The 18,192-nt window shown below is 55.9% G+C and carries 16 protein-coding genes; 6 read left to right on the forward strand and 10 right to left on the reverse strand.

The genetic code is table 11. The features are described from left to right. Positions 1–21: 21 nt before the first annotated feature. Together ACP7A4_RS09220 and ACP7A4_RS09225 are read right to left on the reverse strand one after the other, a co-directional pair. Complete coding sequence (locus ACP7A4_RS09220) at positions 22–243, reverse strand: FmdB family zinc ribbon protein (protein ID WP_003441220.1); 222 nt, start codon at positions 241–243, stop codon at positions 22–24. A gap of 178 nt (positions 244–421) precedes the next feature. Further along, complete coding sequence (locus ACP7A4_RS09225) at positions 422–784, reverse strand: ribbon-helix-helix domain-containing protein (protein ID WP_059763151.1); 363 nt, start codon at positions 782–784, stop codon at positions 422–424. 780 nt (positions 785–1,564) lie between these two features. Between ACP7A4_RS09225 and ACP7A4_RS09230 the strand changes: the two genes are divergently transcribed. Continuing rightward, a complete protein-coding gene (locus ACP7A4_RS09230; protein WP_048363563.1) occupies positions 1,565–2,167 on the forward strand; it encodes a cold-shock protein in 603 nt (200 codons plus the stop codon). 70 nt (positions 2,168–2,237) lie between these two features. On the opposite strand, the gene ACP7A4_RS09235 is transcribed toward ACP7A4_RS09230, so the two are convergent. Further along, positions 2,238–2,444: a SlyX family protein gene (locus ACP7A4_RS09235; protein ID WP_059763152.1), complete on the reverse strand. Its 207-nt coding sequence runs from the start codon at positions 2,442–2,444 to the stop codon at positions 2,238–2,240. After that, positions 2,441–2,872, reverse strand: coding sequence for an HIT family protein (locus ACP7A4_RS09240; protein WP_059763153.1), 432 nt, complete (start codon positions 2,870–2,872; stop codon positions 2,441–2,443). Before ACP7A4_RS09240 ends, ACP7A4_RS09235 begins: the two co-directional genes overlap by 4 nt. Positions 2,873–3,618: 746 nt before the next feature. On the opposite strand from ACP7A4_RS09240, the gene ACP7A4_RS09245 reads away from it, so the two are divergent. Beyond that, a complete protein-coding gene (locus tag ACP7A4_RS09245; RefSeq protein ID WP_059763154.1) occupies positions 3,619–4,896 on the forward strand; it encodes an OprD family porin in 1,278 nt (425 codons plus the stop codon). 247 nt (positions 4,897–5,143) lie between these two features. Here ACP7A4_RS09245 and ACP7A4_RS09250 read toward each other — a convergent pair whose 3' ends face one another. Both ACP7A4_RS09250 and ACP7A4_RS09255 read right to left on the reverse strand, forming a co-directional pair. Continuing rightward, positions 5,144–5,983, reverse strand: a complete 840-nt coding sequence (locus tag ACP7A4_RS09250) for a mechanosensitive ion channel family protein (protein ID WP_048363559.1) — start codon at positions 5,981–5,983, stop codon at positions 5,144–5,146. Positions 5,984–6,125: 142 nt separating this feature from the next. After that, positions 6,126–6,611: a YajQ family cyclic di-GMP-binding protein gene (locus ACP7A4_RS09255; RefSeq protein ID WP_019410225.1), complete on the reverse strand. Its 486-nt coding sequence runs from the start codon at positions 6,609–6,611 to the stop codon at positions 6,126–6,128. Between the two features lie 115 nt (positions 6,612–6,726). Between ACP7A4_RS09255 and ACP7A4_RS09260 the strand changes: the two genes are divergently transcribed. From ACP7A4_RS09260 to ACP7A4_RS09270, 3 genes are read left to right on the forward strand one after another with little or no spacing between them, the layout of a single operon-like run. After that, positions 6,727–7,680, forward strand: coding sequence for a putative 2-dehydropantoate 2-reductase (locus ACP7A4_RS09260; protein ID WP_426246503.1), 954 nt, complete (start codon positions 6,727–6,729; stop codon positions 7,678–7,680). Between the two features lie 47 nt (positions 7,681–7,727). Continuing rightward, positions 7,728–9,752 carry a sensor histidine kinase gene (locus ACP7A4_RS09265; RefSeq protein ID WP_426246505.1) on the forward strand — a complete coding sequence of 675 codons (2,025 nt, stop codon included), beginning with the start codon at positions 7,728–7,730 and terminating at the stop codon, positions 9,750–9,752. A gap of 2 nt (positions 9,753–9,754) precedes the next feature. Beyond that, positions 9,755–10,336: a cob(I)yrinic acid a,c-diamide adenosyltransferase gene (locus ACP7A4_RS09270; protein ID WP_059763157.1), complete on the forward strand. Its 582-nt coding sequence runs from the start codon at positions 9,755–9,757 to the stop codon at positions 10,334–10,336. Between the two features lie 178 nt (positions 10,337–10,514). On the opposite strand, the gene ACP7A4_RS09275 is transcribed toward ACP7A4_RS09270, so the two are convergent. From ACP7A4_RS09275 to secA, 3 genes are all read right to left on the reverse strand, one after another. Then, positions 10,515–11,462: a Nudix family hydrolase gene (locus tag ACP7A4_RS09275; RefSeq protein ID WP_426246507.1), complete on the reverse strand. Its 948-nt coding sequence runs from the start codon at positions 11,460–11,462 to the stop codon at positions 10,515–10,517. 137 nt (positions 11,463–11,599) lie between these two features. Next, on the reverse strand, positions 11,600–12,817 hold the full coding sequence (gene argJ / locus ACP7A4_RS09280; RefSeq protein WP_426246509.1) for a bifunctional glutamate N-acetyltransferase/amino-acid acetyltransferase ArgJ: 1,218 nt from the start codon (positions 12,815–12,817) through the stop codon (positions 11,600–11,602). 119 nt (positions 12,818–12,936) lie between these two features. Next, a complete protein-coding gene (secA, locus tag ACP7A4_RS09285) occupies positions 12,937–15,690 on the reverse strand; it encodes a preprotein translocase subunit SecA (protein ID WP_426246511.1) in 2,754 nt (917 codons plus the stop codon). 308 nt (positions 15,691–15,998) lie between these two features. Between secA and ACP7A4_RS09290 the strand changes: the two genes are divergently transcribed. After that, complete coding sequence (locus tag ACP7A4_RS09290) at positions 15,999–16,463, forward strand: DUF721 domain-containing protein (RefSeq protein WP_059763161.1); 465 nt, start codon at positions 15,999–16,001, stop codon at positions 16,461–16,463. A 79-nt stretch (positions 16,464–16,542) separates the two neighbouring features. On the opposite strand, the gene ACP7A4_RS09295 is transcribed toward ACP7A4_RS09290, so the two are convergent. Then, the gene (locus ACP7A4_RS09295; protein ID WP_059763162.1) at positions 16,543–18,021 is read right to left on the reverse strand and encodes a helicase HerA-like domain-containing protein; all 1,479 of its coding nucleotides are present in this window, start codon (positions 18,019–18,021) and stop codon (positions 16,543–16,545) included. Positions 18,022–18,192: the final 171 nt, after the last annotated feature.

Consider the following 18,192-nt stretch of genomic DNA (forward strand, 5'->3'; position numbering starts at 1 on the left):
TCAGACTGCTTTCGCTCAATCTCAGTCGGATTTGTCGCCGCCTGCCAGATTCTTTTTCGAGCCTGTCTTGAAGTCTGTTTCGTACCATCCGGTTCCGCTCAAGCGAAAGCCTGGCATGGACAGCATCTTCTTCAACTCAGGCGCCTGACAGGCAGGACAATCAACCAGTGGTGAATCACTGATTTTTTGAATGGCTTCCAACTGATGACCACAGGAAGCGCATTGATAATCGTACATGGGCATTGGCGTATCTCGACAATCCGTTAGCGGCAACCCCTACAGAGGGCCACAAAGCGCGAGATTATATCTGTTAAATCGAGCCTTTGCAGCCGCACGAATGACCAGAACGAACTAAAGGCATCATAAATATCGATCGATTACAAGCCGCTGCGCGCAAGCACTGCCTTTCACAACCTGCCGCTCACCCCCAAAAGAACTGCTTTTGAGACGTCCCCGCCACTCCTCGTGCCGCACCGGACAGATGCATAACGCACACAACCCGGATCAAGCCACTGAAATTCTTCACCCCCCCATGCCGCAAATGCACCTCCCTGTCGACATAGGACAACAAGGCATTGATTGAACAATCATTGATACGCGCAATATCAGCGAGCACCTCCCAATAGATTTCTTCAAGTCTTAAACAGGTGGCAAAACCATTTAACCTCACCGACCGGGATAACGGCCGAGCCAATGACATTTCAAACTCAAGAATAGCCGGATCGATCTTGACTCTTTGCACCAACCTGCTACCCACACCTTCATGCCGAATTAATCGCCCCATAATTAGAGCACTCCATTGCAACACCATTTAAGTTGATTGATATTTGTTGTAACGCACTCACATAAAACAATATGTAAAACTTCTTATCCAGCGGATCTCCCCCTCAAACACGTAGGAGCCATCTCGATAGGAGCGATGAATTCGAGCGCCCCGCCCCCTCAAGAGCGGCGATTTAAAGGTGGGCCGGCATTGAGCGCTGCACGCGCGCATCATCGTCAAAGACACAGCCCCCTCGCACCACAAGATCCAGCGTCCCGCTCCCCAGACAAGTTAACGAAAAAAGACTCGGGGCAGCGTGCTCATTCAGCACAGAACCCACCCTCTTTTAACTATCAACTGATCAGCCGCACTCAACACGATCATTAATAAAACCTAATCCAGCGCCACAAACTAAAAGACCCCGCATTTAATTCAACCAAAAAATATACACAACTTTCTCAACACAAGGCACCCATACAAATATAGAAACAAGCAACACCCAGCCCCTCCCAACGCTGACCAAAAACTGGAATTGAGCTATATATCATCAGGATGATGCCCACACAGAAAACAGACAGAGACTACTAGCCCTACGGAAGCGCCCTTATTTACCGCTCAGGAGGCTTAATTTGAGAACCGCCAAGCTTTACTGTTAAATAGGCGGCGTGTCGCCCTCACCTGCCCTTGGTGGTGGTGCATAGGCTGATGACTGTACGTGCCCAACGCCTCCCTTTTTTTTCAGAAGCGAACCGTACTCAATCCGCTCTTCCTTGTGATCCGTCTTAATGTGAGTTAATTGAAATGTTGAAAATCGTCCACTTGGTGACGGGAACAGCGGCCTTGCTGCTGTCCTTTATACCCAGCCTACAGCCCGACGCCGTTCCGTACCTCCAACACGCTGATGCCCTCTATCTGGCCTTTCTCGGCCTGCTCAACCTGACACTCGCTCCCGTCATTCCGTTCTGGAATAAAGGTGCGCGCCATCACCTGCAAAACCTGGTCAGCGCCCTTTTGGTACTGTCTGTTGTTTTGCAGACATTGACCTTGTTTGGCTTGCTGTTGCCAATCGGCGACCAGCCTGCCGTTCTGCTTAGCCTTGCACCGGCCGTGCTAGCCGTTGCGCTTCATCTGGCTGTGAGTTTCTACAAGTCATCCCCCTCGCAAGCCACGCAAAATTACGACATGACTAACCGCGACACTGGAACGGTGAAGTGGTTTAACACCTCAAAAGGGTTCGGCTTTATCTCACGCGACTCGGGTGATGATATTTTCGTGCACTTTCGTGCCATTCGCGGTGAAGGTCATCGCGTTCTGGTCGAAGGCCAACGTGTCGAGTTCTCGGTCATGAACCGCGACAAAGGCTTGCAGGCAGAAGACGTTATCGCAGCATTGCCACGCCGCTGATTTCATACCCCCCAAAAAAAACCGCGACCAGCCCAGGCTGATCGCGGTTTTTTTTCGCCGGTGGAACGTATTAATAATGTGGCGGCGGCGCTTCATCTTCAAAGGACTCAAACTGACCGCCCATTTCTTCCTGGCGCTTGAGCAAGGCAGCGATTTGCATCTGCAAACGATCCACTGCGTTTTGCTGTGCGACCAACACATCATTCAGTGCCTGAATGGTGTCATCCTGAAAAGCCAAACGACTTTCAAGGTCCATAACTCGCGCTTCTAATGTCACGCCACAACCTCCGAAAAAGTGAAGTTATCGCCCAAAACAGGTTTTAGCTGCTTACACAGCCTGACCACTTCATCTGCGGTGTAAGGCCTGGCAGGACATTTGCCCCACACAGGGCCTGGCCATGCCACGTCAGCGGTAAAGCGCGCAATGACATGCATATGCAGCTGGCTGACCACATTACCTAACGTGGCAACGTTCATTTTATCGGCACCCAGCACCTCCTTCAGCACCCGCGCCAAGGCGCTGGTTTCACGCCACATAAGCTGCTGATCACCGTCATCCAATTGAAACAATTCACTTATACCCTCGCGCCGCGGCACCAGAATAAACCAGGGGTAATTTGAGTCATTGGACAGCAGCAGGCTGCACAAAGGGAAATCCCCTATCAGCCAGGTGTCCTGTTTAAGCCGTGAATCCAAAGCGAACACTGAACGGTCTCCTGTTCGAAGGGTGGTTTTTGCAGCTCGACTCACACCGATGAGACTCATCAAGCGCCAGACGGCAAAGGCGCAGGATACCCTTGATTGAAGCTCGCATCACACCCGATCCAAACAGCGTTCAGACACTGCTGCACCAAAAGTGAACAACACGAATGCTTTTAGTGCAGCCAAACGTCACCGCGTACCCAAACAGGTGTTAACCGGTAACGCTTTAGGCTGGCCGGAACACTTCAACGCTGGCACGCGGGGAGCCAGGCGTCCGCAAAGATGAACCCCATACAAGCATCGCCCTCGCTTTATCGGGCTTTAGAGGCAGACCAAGGCACAAATCAATTATTTTTCATGACAACGCCGCTTTGAGCATGCTTGTTGCATAAAGCTCGTACATAGTCGCAAGAGCCTACCAACGGACGTAAGGCCCTACGCTAAATAACAATAGCTCAGCCGCAGGAAATTGGAGTTGTTAAACCGTGGACACACAACATCGCGCCATGTGTTTAGCCCTGCTAGTAGTTTCAACAGCCCGTTCAAACCCGTATGGCTACTGCACATTTACGTCATCAAAAATCTGTTTTGCGACGTGCCTGTAAAGAAGCTGAAAGCTTTTGAGGGTAAGTATCGCCAATAAGGTCGGCGTGATATAAGTTTGCGCCGACACAAAAAGAAAGAGCCGCCCAGATAAAAATTCAGGTGGGACGGCAGTACTCTTCCTAAAACCAAAGGAGCAAATCACGATGCGCGTGATGAAGTGGAGCATGATCGCACTGGCTGTTTCAGCCGGTACTACACAGTTCGCAATGGCCTCGTCCCAAGATGACGCCAAGGGCTTTATTGAAGACAGCACACTGACTTCTAAAACTCGCATGCTGTACATGAACCGTGATTACCGTAATGGCGCTGGCAACATCAGCAAAAACGGTGAAGCGGGCGGCCATCCTTACAAAAGCGGCTATCGCGAAGACTGGGGCCTGAGCGAACTGCTTAACTACGAATCCGGCTTCACCCAAGGCACCATTGGGGTGGGCGTTGATGCATTTGCCATGGGTACCGTGCGTCTGGACGGCGGCGCGGGTCGTCAAGGTAACGGCCTGTTCGCAACCAAAAGCGATGGCTCTCCGGAAGACACTCAATCGAAAATCGGTGGCGCGGTAAAATTCCGCCTGTCCGACACCGTACTGAAATACGGCAACCAGTTCGTGGCCAGCCCGGTTTTCTCTACCGACGACAGCCGTTTGCTGCCTGAAGTGGCCACCGGCACATTGATCACCAGCAAAGAAATCAAAGGTCTTGAGCTGACCGCAGGTCGCTTTACCGGCATCAGCTCGCAAACCGGCATGTTCCACGACAGCCTGCACCTGCCTTCTGCAAACATTGCGGGGGCGACCTACCAGTTCACTGACAATTTGGTCGGTGGCGTGGCAGCGTCCGACGTTGACGACTACTTCAAGAAGCAATACGTCAACCTGAACTACACCCTGCCAATCGCTGAATCCCAAGCCCTGAACTTCGACTTCAACGGCTACCGGACCTCCAGCCAAGGCAAGGAACTGGCGGGTGACGTCGACAACAAAATCTGGAGTTTGGCAGCGGCTTACAGCCTCGGCGCTCACAAGTTCACCCTGGCTCACCAGCGCTCCACCGGTGACAGCGGTTACTACTATGGCGTAGACGGCGGTGGCACTATTTTCCTCGCCAACTCCGTGCAGTACTCCGACTTCAACGGCAAAGACGAACGCTCCTGGCAGGCGCGCTACGACCTGAACATGGCCTCCTACGGCGTGCCTGGTCTGAGCTTCATGACGCGCTACGTCACCGGTGACAACATCTCCACCACCGACGGCGAAGGCAAAGAGCACGAGTTCAACTTCGAAAGCAAATACGTGATGCAAGAAGGCCCGGCCAAAGACTTGTCTTTCCGCCTGCGTAGCGCGATCTACCGCACCACCAGCAACTACGGCGTAGACACCAACGACGTTCGCGTCATCGTTGAATACCCGCTGAACATTCTGTAATAAGCGCCCTAAAGCCTTTATTGCAGATACGCTTCAGAAAAAACCATGCCCTTGCATAAGGGCATGGTTTTTTTTGCACGGTCAAAAGTTATCTATATAGCAAGCTAACTAACTTATTAGATGCAATGCATCGGCTATCAACACCTATACACACGCCAGAAACAATTAAGGAGGCTTTCGCCCCCTTAATTGCTGCTTATCCCAGATGATCTACATCAGGCATTCGCTGTGCACTCGCTGCAACTTGTTACTCTGCCCGCTCTTGCACCACTCGGATGACACGCTGCGGGAAAGGAATATCAATATTTGCAGCCTTCAGCCGATCACGCGACTGCTCATTGAACATGAACAATACATCCCAGTAATTAGGTGTATCGACCCATGCTCGCAACGACATAGTGATCGCACTGTCCCCCAGCGTGGTCACAACCACCACCGGCGCGGGGTCTTTCAGTACGCGCGGGTCATCCGCCAGGGCCAGCAACACTTCACGCACCTTTTGCAGATCGGCCTCGTAATCCACGCCGACATCAAACACCACCTTGCGCGTCGGTTGACGGTTGTAGTTGGTGATGATGCCGTTGGACAGATTACCGTTCGGCACAATGACTGTTTTGTTATCACCGGTACGCAGCACCGTGTGGAAGATCTGGATGCTGTCAACGGTACCGCTGATACCTTGCGCCTCAATCCAGTCACCGATCTTGAATGGACGGAACAACAGGATCAACACCCCGCCGGCAAAGTTTGCCAGGCTGCCTTGCAGTGCCAAACCGATCGCCAGGCCCGCCGCACCGATCGCCGCAACGAACGATGTGGTTTGAATGCCAATCATGGAGGCCACGCTGACCACCAGCAGGACCTTGAGGATGATGTTGGCCAGGCTGCTGATAAAGCCTTGCAGGGCCAGATCAGCCTTGCGCAAGGCCAGCAAGTTACCCAGCTTGGCGGTCAAACGGTTGATCAACCACCAGCCCACCGCCAGCGTAATCAGCGCCAACAGCACACGGCTTCCGTACTCCATGATCATCGGGATCCAGGCTTGCGAGGCCTTGATCAACTGATCGACTTCAGCGTTCAAATCCATTTACTTCTCCTCGTACCGATACCCGGCGACGTTATGTATTCAGCTAAACGATTGAACGGCAACGCTCAATCGCTTGTGCAGTGCCCGGGACACTCGGACGTCAATGATCGCCATAGGTTCCCCCACGGCCAATGATCATTGATCAATCGCGGAAGTTGTTGAACTGCAATGGCAAGTCAAACGTCTTGGCGCGCAAGGCTGCAATCGCTTCTTGCAGGTCGTCACGCTTCTTGCCGGTGATGCGTACTTGCTCACCTTGAATGGCAGCCTGCACTTTGAGCTTAGCGTCTTTGACGTGAGCAACGATTTTCTTCGCCAGCTCTTTGTCGATGCCTTCTTTGAGCACCACTTCCTGCTTCATCAACTTGCCCGAGGCATAGGCATCTTTGATCTCAAGGCACTGCGCATCGATTTTGCGCTTGACCAGCGCCAACTTCAGGATCTCAATCATGGCTTCCAGCTGGAAGTCCGCCTCAGCGGTCATGTTGACGGTCAGGTCTTTTTCCTTGAACTCAAAGGAGCCTTTGCCTTTGAGGTCGTAACGGCGGTCCAGCTCCTTCACAGCGTTTTCGACTGCGTTGGTGACTTCGTGCTTGTCCAGTTCGGATACCACGTCGAACGACGGCATGTGTTTATCTCCAAAATAAAGGGCGCGCACAACACAGATGGAGCGCGCCTGGCCTGACAGTTAGAATGCGCGGGCATTATAGCGATTCTTTAACTTGATTGACTGGCGAGCACACATGCCCACGCAAACCCCTACCCACACCTCCCTTCATACGCCAATCCCCTGGCACATATTGGGTGCAGGTAGCATGGGCGCATTGTGGGCCGCACGCTTGTCCCGCGCTGGTTTTGCAGTGCGCCTGATCCTGCGCAATCAAGCCCGTCTGCAAGCCTATGAAGCCGCACAAGGCTTGACGCTGGTCGAAGACGAAAATTGCGTCTTATTGCCCATTGCGGCACAAACACCCGAAGCCGACGAGCCGATTGCACGCTTGCTGGTGGCCTGCAAAGCCTATGACGCCGAAACCGCGGTGGCTCAGGTTGCCCACCGACTGACACCCGACGCCGAAATCATCCTGCTGCAGAACGGGCTTGGCAGCCAGCAGGCCATTGCCACTCGGTTGCCGCATGCGCGCTGTATCTTTGCCTCCAGCACAGAAGGCGCGTTCCGCGAGGGTGACTGGCGCGTGGTATTTGCCGGGCACGGTCATAACTGGCTGGGCGATCCCCAACCTGGCGCCGCACCGGCATGGCTTGAAGAACTGCAACGCAGCGGCATCAGTCACGAGTGGAGCCAAAATATCCTGAGTCGCCTGTGGCGCAAGCTCGCAATCAATTGCGCCATCAATCCGCTGACCGTTCTGCACAATTGCCGCAATGGCGGCCTAAAGGCTCACCGCCTTGAAGTGGATGCCTTGTGCACCGAGCTGAGCACCCTGCTTGAAAGCTGCGCCCAGCCCGAGGCTGCGTTCAATTTGAACGACGAAGTTCATCGCATCATTGACGCGACCGCACACAATTACGCCTCCATGCATCAAGACGTCGCTCAAGGCAGACGTACCGAAATCAGCTACTTAACCGGTTATGCAAACCACACCGCGATCAGTCTTCAGCTTGCTGTGCCGCACCTGCAACACCTGCACCAGCGCTTGTGCGCACACTTGCTGCACCGTGGATTGCCCTGCAACTGAGCTACGCGCTAACCTGCCCGCTTATCTGCCCCTCATACGGCCACGTCATGCCTTTACGCCAGCGCCTTGAAAACCTTCCGGTGGGCCAGAAGTTGCTGGCCGCCCTGCTTGTACTGTTGGCGACCGTACTAGTGGTCGCCAACCTGACCTTTGTCAGTGTGGCTTACTGGATTTCCCACGAAAGCACCGCTCCCCAAGCGCTTCAAACACTGGGCAGCCTGGCCTCTAATCCTGAACTGATGGCGCAGGCTCTGGACTCTGCACAAAGCGCCAAGGCACTGCTCAAAACCATTGGCACCTACGCCCCGCTGCGTGCCGGGGCAATTTATGACAGCGCTGGCAATTTACTGGCGCAATTGCAGCATGGCGAACATTTGCCCTTGCCCGAGCACTTCGCGCAGATCGACGCCTGGAGCCTGACAGAGCTGCGCAGCCATCACGTTACGCCACTACCCCAGGGTGATCAGCCCCCCGGGCACTTGCTGCTGGTGGCCAGCAGTGAGCTGCCCATGGCCTTCTACACCGGCACGCTCACGGCCAGCCTTGGCATTTTGGTATTTAGCGTTTTGCTGTGGCTCGTGATCGCGCGCCAGATCAAACGCCTGATTACCCAGCCCATTCATCAACTTGAAGTACTGTCGCGTCAGGTGACTCGCGAAGAGAACTATGCATTGCGGGCAACGCCGGGTAATCACGACGAAATCGGCAGCCTGGCGCAAGCGTTTAATACCATGCTGTCGCGTATTGAAGCGCGCGAGCAGGAGCTCAAACGCGCCCGGGATCAATCTCAGGCCGCCTACGACCAGGCGCAAGCACTGGCACAGGAAACCCGCCACACCAATCGCAAGCTGGAACTCGAAGTGCAGGTACGCAGCAAAATCGAGAAAAAACTGACCGGCTTCCAGCTCTACCTCAACAACATCATCGACTCCATGCCTTCGGCTCTGATTGCACTGGATGAGCAACTTTACGTCACCCAGTGGAACCAGGAAGCCAGCGCGCTTTCGGGTACACGGCTGGACGAAGCCCTGAACCAGCCTGTTTATCAAGCGTTTGCGCCCCTCAAGCCGTACCTGAGGCAGATCAAGGACACCATCGAGCAACATCGCGTGGTAAAAATTGAGCGGGTCACCTGGCTTCAAGACGATGAACCCAAACACTACGCACTGACTTTTTACCCATTAATGGGCGATGGCGGACGCGGCGCGGTGATCCGGATCGATGACATCACACAGCGCCTTTCGCTGGAGGACATGATGGTGCAGTCCGAAAAGATGCTCTCTGTCGGTGGGTTAGCCGCAGGCATGGCCCACGAGATCAACAACCCCTTGGGGGCCATCTTGCATAACGTGCAGAACATCCGCAGGCGCTTGTCGAATGAACTGCCCAAGAACATTGAACAGGCAACCGCAGCAGGCGTAGATCTGGCGTCCATTAACCAATATTTACACGCACGCGACATCCCCAAGCTACTGGACGGTATCCAGCAGGCGGGCACCCGCGCGGCCAAAATTGTCACCCACATGCTGAGTTTTAGCCGTCGCAGCAATCGACAAATGAGCCCCTGTGACTTGCCAGCCCTGATTGAACAGGCCCTGGACATTGCCAGTAATGACTTCGATCTGGCGCTGGGTTTTGATTTCAAAGGGCAGGCCATCATTCGTCAGTTCGACCTCCAGCTTGATCCCGTGCCCGGCATTCCCAACGAGCTTGAGCAAGTGTTATTGAACTTGCTTAAAAACGCGGCACAGGCCATTCATCTGCGCGAAGACCCCAGCGAACCAGGGCGCATCACGCTGCGCACAAAACTGAACCCGCCGTGGGCAGAAATACAGGTCGAAGACAATGGCGCAGGCATGCCTGAGCACGTACGCAAACGTATCTTCGAACCCTTTTTCACCACCAAAGAAGTCGGGCAAGGGACCGGACTGGGGCTTTGCGTGTCGTACTTCATTATTACCAACAACCACAAAGGGCAAATGGAAGTGCATTCAACACTGGGTCAAGGCACCTGCTTTACCCTGCGCTTGCCGCTGATGCCCGCACATGAATCAACCAAGGTGGAACTGTAGACATGGGCTTTCGCTTATCCAAGATTTACACCCGCACGGGTGACAAGGGCGAAACGGGTCTGGGCGATGGCCGACGCGTGCCCAAGGATCACCCTCGCATAGAGGCCATCGGCGAAGTCGATTCGCTCAACAGCCAACTGGGCGTGTTGCTGGCCGGACTCCACGAACACACCACCCAATACGCAGGTTTACTTGAGGTGTCTGAAGTGCTTGAACCTTGCCAGCATCGATTGTTCGATTTGGGGGGCGAACTGGCGATGCCGGCTTATCAGGCGCTCGACAACGCTGAAGTGATGCGCCTGGAAACCGCAATTGATCGCTGGAACGAGGAACTGGGTCCCCTGGAAAACTTCATACTGCCCGGCGGCTCGATGCTGATTGCCCAAGCACACGTTTGCCGCAGCCTGGCCCGCAGCGCTGAACGCCGCTGCCAGCAGCTCAATGCACTGGAACCCCTGACAGGTCCGGGGCTGGCTTACATCAATCGGTTATCAGACCTGCTGTTTGTGGCCGCCCGCTTGATTGCCAAGCGCCAGGGCATTGCGGAAATTCTGTGGCAGGCCGCTCCCAAGCCCCAAGCGTGAAGCAACCTCGCGCCACACCGAAAGTGCCGAGGTTGGCGTAGCCGTTGCCGCAGGTGAGGCCCGATGGCGAAGCGCTCGCAATCCCGATGACTGCGGAGCTTGTGAGGCACCGCCGTCAAGGGCGTGTAACCGCGATGCCCCGCTGACGCGTATTACTCGTCAGCGGCAACAGCGCATCTCAGGCCGTTTGTGGCCAAAGCGCACGAATCCCCGCGATACCTTGTGCGCCGATTTCCCATGCCTGCTGACGGTCGGCAGGCCCAAGCCCGCCCAGCACAAATACAGGCTTGCTGAAACCTTCGATCAATTGCTGCGCTTGCTCCCAGCCCAACGGCGCAGTATCGGGATGCGTCTGGGTAGGCAACACCGGTGACAACGTCACAAAATCAACGTCCATCTGTTCTGCCAGCGCCAACTCTTCAGCGTTATGGCACGAGGCTGCCAACCAGCGGTCTTTCGCCAGCGGCCGACCTTTAGGTGCGTATTTTCGTAACTGCGCCGCCGTCAAATGCCAACCGGCAGAAGGAAAGTCGCCCAACCACTCCAAAGGTCCCTTGAGCATCAGTTGCGCTTTGCCCGCACACAGCCCCGTAGCATCCACCGCAAGGTCGCGGTATTTGGGGTCATAGCCATTGGGCGCGCGCAACGAGACCAGCTTGATGCCACCTGCAATGGCCTTCTGCAAACCGCGCAACAACTCCGGTGTTTCCAAACCGTCCGGGGTGATGAGGTATTGGTCCGGTAAGCGTGCGGCCGCCACAATGGCCTGATTGGCCTGGGGGAATTGATAATTCATCAAATCGCGTGGATTGACCCACGCCAGAGGCTGACCTTCTGCACCATGAGGTTCGCCCGTGAATGAAGAAACCTCCCACACATCCAGCAGCACCTGCTTGTCAGGGTAGTCATGCTGAACCTTGATCAGCGGACGAGCAGCCGTGACGCCAATCCCCAGCTCCTCTTTAAGCTCACGGCTCAATGCGGCGCTGACGGTCTCGCCCGCTTCAACTTTGCCGCCGGGAAACTCCCACAGACCGCCTTGATGCTGGGTATCAGCACGACGAGCGATCAAAACTCTGCCGTCAGCGCCTCGGATAACGGCCGCAGCCACATGAACTCTTTTCACACTTGTACTTCCTTTGATCCGGCCTATTGCCATCCCTTGAGCGCAGGTCACCGCTCAACCGCTGTATCTTGCGCCGACCTGCCAACCCTGCCTGTCAGTCATGCTCACGCGGTGACTGACAGGCAATGTCGAAACACTCAGGTACGGTATTCGGCGTTGATTTTCACGTACTCGTGGGACAAGTCAGTGGTCCAGATAGTCTCGCTGCATGCACCACGCCCCAGCTCAATGCGAATGGTGATTTCTTCGCGCGCCATGACCGCCGAGCCTTGCTCTTCGGTGTACGTCGTCGCACGAGCGCCGCCGCTGGCAATGCACACCTCACCGAGGAACACATCAATTTTGCTGACGTCCAGCTCAGGCACGCCTGCGCGCCCTACCGCCGCCAGAATACGTCCCCAGTTAGGGTCGCTGGCAAACAGCGCGGTTTTGATCAGCGGCGAGTGCGCCACGGTGTAACCCACATCCAGGCATTCCTGATGATTCGCCCCACCATTGACTTCAACGGTCACAAACTTGGTTGCGCCCTCGCCGTCACGCACGATGGCTTGAGCCACGTCCATGCACACCTCAAGCACCGCGTGCTTCAGCGCATCGAACAATGGACCGCGCGCTTCGGTGATTTCAGGCACATCAGCCTTGCCGGTGGCAATCAACATACAGCAATCGTTGGTCGAGGTATCACCATCGATGGTGATGCGGTTGAACGACTTGTTAGCGCCATCGAGCAACAGGTTTTGCAGCACCTCACGCGACACTTTGGCATCAGTGGCGATGTAACCCAACATGGTCGCCATGTTGGGACGAATCATCCCCGCACCTTTGCTGATGCCGGTCACGGTGATGGTCACACCCTCGTGCTGAAACTGGCGGCTTGCACCTTTGGGCAAAGTGTCTGTGGTCATGATGCCGGTAGCGGCTTGTGCCCAGTTGTTTTCGCACAGGTCATCGAGCGCAGCCTGAAGGGCGCTTTCAATTTTTTCGACCGGCAACGGCTCACCGATGACGCCAGTGGAGTAAGGCAGCACGGCGCTGGCCTCCACACCCGTCAACTCGGCCAATTTGGCACACGTGCGGGTCGCAGCCGCCAGACCTTGCGCTCCCGTCCCGGCGTTGGCATTGCCGGTGTTGGTCAGCAAATACCGCACCGCACCTTGCACGCGCTGCTTGGCGAGGATCACGGGCGCCGCACAGAATGCGTTCAGAGTGAACACTCCGGCCACGCTGGAGCCTTCGGCGCAACGCATCACCACCACATCCTTTCGCCCCACCCGCTTGATACCGGCTGAAGCAATCCCCAGTTCAAAACCTGCAACCGGGTGCAAAGTGGGCAAAGGACCAAGACCAACCGCCATGATGCGCTCCTATTTAGATGTGTGCGCCGCCCTCAAAGGCGGGAATTCAAAGGTAAAACGCCGCGACGGCTATTGCCGGTCGCGGCGCAGGTGTTTCTTCAGCAGTTGAAACAGGCTACTTAGTTGATTTGCCCGTGACAGTGCTTGAATTTCTTGCCCGAGCCGCAGTAGCACAACTCGTTGCGACCCAGCTTCTGCTCGTTACGAACAGGATCATTGGCCGTGGTCACTTCATCGACATCGGCGCCTTCCAGTACTTGGGCCAATGCGTCCGGCTGATCAAGGCCCGGTGCTTCGGCATGCTGGAACTGCATGCGCAAGGCCAGCTCTTCAGCTTCCTGACGCAGACGCGCTTCTTCTTCGACCGGGTCTTCGCGACGAACCTGTACGTGCGACAACACGCGGATCGAATCGCGCTTGATCGAGTCAAGCAGCTCGGAGAACAGGTTGAACGACTCGCGCTTGTACTCCTGCTTCGGGTTCTTTTGCGCATAACCGCGCAAGTGAATCCCGTGGCGCAGGTGGTCCATGGTCGACAGGTGGTCTTTCCACAGGTCGTCCAGCACGCGCAACACAATTTGCTTCTCGAAGGTGCGCAGCGCCTCAGCGCCCGCCTGCTCTTCTTTCTCGTTGTAAGCCGCGATCAATTCGCTCAGCAGCTTCTCACGCAGTGTTTCTTCGTACAGGTGATCGTCTTCATCAAGCCACTGCTGAATCGGCAACTTCACGCCAAAACCGCTTTCGATGGCGGCTTCCAGACCTGCCACGTCCCACTGCTCAGGCAGCGATTGGGGCGCAATGTGAGCGCTGATCGTGCTGTCGAGCACGTCTTTGCGGAAGTCAGCGATGGTTTCACCGATGTTATCGGCGGCCAGCAACGTGTTACGCATGTGATAAATCACTTTACGCTGCTCGTTGTTGACGTCATCGAACTCCAGCAATTGCTTACGGATATCGAAGTTGCGCCCTTCAACCTTGCGCTGAGCCTTCTCGATCGCGTTGGTCACCATACGGTGCTCAATCGCTTCGCCAGACTGCATGCCCAACGCCTTCATGAAGTTCTTCACCCGGTCAGAGGCGAAAATACGCATCAGGCTGTCTTCCAGCGACAGGTAGAAACGGCTGGAACCCGCGTCACCCTGGCGACCGGCACGACCACGCAACTGGTTGTCGATACGACGCGACTCGTGACGCTCGGAAGCGATCACATGCAGGCCGCCCGACTCCAGCACTTGCTGGTGACGCTTCTGCCAATCGGCCTTGATTTGTGCGATTTGCTCAGGCGTCGGATTCTCAAGGGACGCCACTTCCACTTCCCAGTTACCGCCCAGCAGGATGTCAGTACCACGACCGGCCATGTTGGTGGCGATGGTCAGCGCACCCGGACGACCGGCCTGTGCAATGATTTCAGCTTCTTTTTCGTGGAACTTGGCGTTCAGAACCTTGTGCTCGATGCCTTCCTTATTCAGCAGGTTGGACATGTGCTCGGAGGTTTCGATGGTCGCCGTACCGACCAGTACCGGACGGCCCTTGGCCATGCAGTCTTTGATGTCAGCCACAATCGCCGCGTACTTCTCGTCAGCGGTCAGGAACACCAGGTCGTTGTAGTCTTTACGCGCCAAAGGCTTGTTCGGCGGAATCACCATCACCGACAGACCGTAGATCTGGTGGAATTCGAACGCTTCGGTGTCCGCCGTACCGGTCATGCCGGACAGCTTGTTGTACAGGCGGAAGTAGTTCTGGAAAGTGGTCGACGCCAGGGTCTGGCTTTCTGCCTGAATGTTCAGGCCTTCTTTCGCTTCGATGGCCTGGTGCAGGCCTTCGGACAGGCGACGACCCGGCATGGTACGCCCGGTGTGTTCGTCAACCAGCAGTACCTGGCCGTCTTCAACGATGTATTCAACGTTGCGATGGAACAGTTTGTGAGCACGCAGCGCTGCGTACACGTGGGTCAACAAACCCAGGTTGTGCGCCGAGTACAGGCTTTCGCCTTCTGCGAGCAAACCGATCTGGGTGAGCATTTCTTCAACGAACTGGTGACCGGCTTCGTTCAGTTCGACCTGACGGGTCTTCTCGTCGATGGTGTAATGACCGGCTTTGGTCACTTCGCCTTCCACTTCTTCGATGTGCTGTTCGAGACGCGGGATCAGCTTGTTGATTTCGGTGTACAGCTTGGAGCTGTCTTCGGCCTGCCCCGAGATGATCAGCGGCGTACGGGCTTCGTCGATGAGGATCGAGTCGACTTCGTCGATTACGGCAAAGTTAAGCTCACGCTGGAATTTTTCTTCCATGCTGAAAGCCATGTTGTCGCGCAGGTAATCGAAGCCGAATTCGTTGTTGGTGCCGTAGGTGATATCGGCGGCGTAGGCTTCGCGTTTTTCCTGTGGCGGCTGAAACGGCGTGACAACACCGACAGTCAGACCGAGGAACTCGTAGAGCGGACGCATCCAGTTGGCATCTCGGCGGGCGAGGTAGTCGTTCACGGTCACAACGTGTACGCCCTTGCCGGACAACGCGTTGAGGTAAACGCCCAAGGTCGCGACCAAGGTCTTGCCTTCACCGGTACGCATTTCTGCGATCATGCCTTCGTGCAAGGTCATGCCACCGATCAGCTGCACGTCAAAGTGGCGCATGCCCATGACGCGTTTGCCCGCTTCGCGGCACACCGCAAAGGCTTCTGGCAGGAGTTGATCGAGGGTCTCACCTTTGGCTATGCGGGCCTTGAACTCTTCGGTCTTGGCGCGCAATTGCTCATCAGTCAGAGCAACCATTTGCTCTTCGAAGGCATTAACGACCTGTACCGTCTTGAGCATGCGTTTAACTTCGCGCTCGTTCTTGCTTCCAAAAAGTTTCTTTAACAAAGGCGCAAACATATCGGCAGGATCTTCCACACATAGGGATGGAGGGCGGCCCCGAGAGTCGCCCGAGCAGCCCTGATGGCCGCATGCGAGCGAGCATTCTACCCGGAAACGGCGGTGAGGAAAGTGGCGTTATTCCACGATACTGGTACAGCGTTGTGACGGGGCTTCACTAAAATAAGGGCTTTTTGCTGAACTTCAACCCATAAGGCGAATAAGTTACCCATTGATTTTGCAGCGAAAGCCGTTTACGGCAGGATCAAACACAGTCACATGGGTGGATTCTGCTAAGATTGCGCCTCAGTTTTCCCAGGTGTTAGAACATGGCATTTCGCCCACATCCAGCTCGGGCACCCTCCGTCCTGCTGCGCGAGGCCAAGCCGCTAAAAGCCATTTTTGGCCACGCACGGCGCCTGGCGCACCTGCAACGCCTGCTTGAGAGCCAGCTTCAACCGGCAGCGCGCGAGCATTGCCACGTAGCCTCATGGCGTGAAGGCAGCCTGTTGTTAATCGTGACCGATGGGCATTGGGCGACCCGCCTGCGCTATCAACAAAAACGCTTGCAGCGTCAATTACAAGCGTTTGATGAATTCGCCAGCCTGACCCGGATTTTATTCAAGGTGCAGCCGCCCACCGTGCTGGCCAAAGTGGCAGGCCACACGCTGGACTTGTCAGAGGGCGCCGCACAAACCATTCAGGCAACGGCCGAAGGCATTACCGACCCCGCACTGCGCGCAGCCCTTGAACGCCTGGCCAGTCACGCGAAGCCTAAACCCGAACCTATATAACCACTGCCGCAAGGCGCGAACCTCTCTTGAGGTGCGCGCTTTAAAAGCGCGCAGCCTGCGACAGCGATTACCCGCCCGTTTATTTACGTTTGCTGGTGCCCAGCAACGAACCCAACAAGCCGCGGACCAACTGGCGTCCCATCTGGTTTACGGCCTGGCGCGCCATTGATTGCAGCGCCTTGCCGGTCGAGGTACCCAAAAACTCGCCCGCCTGATCCAGAAACCCCGGCTCTTTTGGCGCGACTGGCGCCTGCCCCTCAGGCACGCCACCTTTTCGCGCCATCAGCACTTCATAGGCAGACTCACGGTCAATGGGCTTATCGTAACGGCCCTGCAACGGGGAACTGGCGATTAATGCGCCGCGCTCGGCGTCCGTCAACGGCCCGATTCGCGATTGAGGCGGCGCGATCAGCACACGCTGTACCATCGCGGGCGTACCTTTGTCTTCCAGCATGCCGACCAACGCTTCACCGGTGCCCAACTCCGTGAGCACCGCCAGGGCATCGAAGGCCGGATTGGGGCGAAAGCCTTCGGCCACAGCCCGGAGCGACTTTTGTTCTTTAGCCGTAAACGCCCGCAAACCGTGCTGAATACGCAACCCCAGTTGAGCCAGCACGGTGTCGGGCAAGTCCGCAGGCGATTGTGTGACAAAGTACACGCCGACACCTTTGGAGCGAATCAGCCTGACGACTTGCTCCAGTCGGTCCTGAAGTGCTTTGGGCGTGCCCGCGAATAATAAATGCGCCTCATCAAAAAACAGGGCCAGTAGCGGCTTTTCAGCATCGCCACGCTCCGGCAATTGCTCAAACAACTCGGCCAACAGCCACAGCAAGAAGGTGGCATACACCTTGGGCGCTTCATGCACCAAGCGACTGGCATCGAGCAGGTGAATACGCCCGCGACCATCACTGCTCGGCTGCAAGATATCTTCCAACTGCAACGCCGGCTCGCCAAACAACGCTTCTGCGCCTTGCTGCTCCAGCGTTGCCAGCCTGCGCAACAGCGCCTGGCTGGAGCCGGTGGTCATCAAGGCCGCGTCATCTCCCAGTACCTCAGGGTTTTCACGCAGGTGGTTAAGCAGCGCCTTGAGGTCTTTAAGATCCAGCAGCAACAGCCCCTCACGGTCCGCCACCTTGAACGCCGCATACAGCGCTGACTGCTGACTGTCCGTCAGCTCCAACAAGCTACCCAACAATAACGGCCCCATTTCACTCAAGGTGGTGCGCAATGGATGGCCTGTTTTGCCCTGAATATCCCACAACGTCACCGGGTAAGCTTTGGGCTGATAATTGAGCCACGGCATGCCCGCGATCCGTTCAGCGATTTTGCCTTGCGGGTTACCGGCCGCCCCCAGGCCGCACAGATCACCCTTGATATCGGCCGCGAACACCGCCACGCCAGCATCACTGAATTGCTCTGCCAGGCGTTGCAGGGTCACGGTTTTACCTGTCCCCGTCGCCCCCGCGACCAGGCCATGACGATTGGCCAGGCGCAAAGACTGAGCGATAGGCTGACCCGCAAGGTCGGCGCCGAGAAGTAGAGCTGAGGAGTCAGGCATTTTCCCACCTTTAATTAATCTTTCGCGATGACACGTCGATACAGCGTTAATGCTAGACCAGAAAAATCCGAATTTAATTTTGGAAAGAGCGCAAACAAATATAGAAATTGCTCCGGTTCTGTCAGTGATTTCTATGTTGCGCGCATTTCAAGTTGGTAGGCATCGAACTTT

Origin of the sequence: Pseudomonas sp. TWR3-1-1 (assembly GCF_049896545.1) — a bacterium.
GTDB classification, from domain to species: Bacteria; Pseudomonadota; Gammaproteobacteria; order Pseudomonadales; family Pseudomonadaceae; genus Aquipseudomonas; species Aquipseudomonas weihenstephanensis.